This is a genomic window from Streptomyces durocortorensis, from assembly GCF_016901035.1.
Taxonomy (GTDB): Bacteria; Actinomycetota; Actinomycetes; order Streptomycetales; family Streptomycetaceae; genus Streptomyces; species Streptomyces durocortorensis.
Window position 1 is genome coordinate 1 of record NZ_JAFEUF010000521.1, and the last position, 1,030, is coordinate 1,030.

Here is a 1,030-nt window from a genome sequence, read left to right on the forward strand (position 1 = left end):
CGCCCCCGTCGCCGACCCCCGGCTCACCGAGCGGCCCGGACCCGCGCTGTCCGGCTACGCCGCCCTCCTCGCCGGTGCGGCCGGAATCGCCGGCGGCCTGGCCGTCCTGTGGTGGCGCGGCGTTCTGCCCGCCGCCTGGCAGAGCGCGGTCGGCCTCACCCCCCGGCCCGACCTCGGCATCGGCGTCGGCGCCTGGGCCGCCCTCGCCCTCCTCGCCACCGTCGTGCTCCTCGCGCTCGGCGGCCTCGGCCGGGGCCGGGTCGGGTACGCGTGGGTGCTGACGCTGTTCGGCGACTACCGGGGCAGCGTCCGCCGCACCGGCCTCGTCTGGGTCTCGCCCCTGCTGTTGCGCCGCCGCGTCGACGTACGCCTGCGGCACTGGCGCAGCGAACCGCTGCCCGCCGTCGACGCGAACGGCACCGCCCTGCGCGTGGTCGTCCTCGTGGTGTGGCGGATCAAGGACACCGTCCGCGCCGTCCTCGGCATCGAGGACCACGAGGCGTACCTGAGCGCCCAGGTCGAGGCCGCGATGGCCCGGGTCCTCTCGCAACTGCCCGCCGACGCGTTCCACGAGGACGCCCCGACCCTGCGCGACGCGGAGGCGGTCGGCGACGCCCTGACCCGGATGCTGAAGGCGGACTGCGAACCGGTCGGCGTCGAGGTGTACTCCGCGCAGCCGACCGGCATCGAGTACGCCCCCGAGGTCGCGGCGGCGATGCAGCGGCGGCGGATCGCCGCGATCGACTCCCGGCACCGCGACAGCGTGCTCACCTCCGTGGTGGATGCCGTCGACGACACGGTCAACCGGCTCACCACGCGCGGCATCGTCGAGCTCGACGACTACGAACGCAAGGCGCTCGTCAAGGACTTGACCGTTGCCTTCTACACCGGTCGCAGTGGGGGAGGAGACGGGGCCTGAGGCCCGGGGCGGGTTCCGGGGGGGGGGGGGGGGGGGGGGGGGGGGCGGGGGGGGGGGCCGGCGCCCCGCCGGCAGGGGGGCGGGGAGAGGGAGTGTTGATGGGGGGCGGGG

At 76.6% G+C, this 1,030-nt stretch carries 1 protein-coding gene; it reads left to right on the forward strand.

From position 1 onward, the window contains the following. Positions 1–919: SPFH domain-containing protein (locus tag JS521_RS35865; RefSeq protein WP_275564254.1), on the forward strand; the 919-nt coding region annotated here is incomplete at its 5' end. Positions 920–1,030 lie beyond the last annotated feature (111 nt).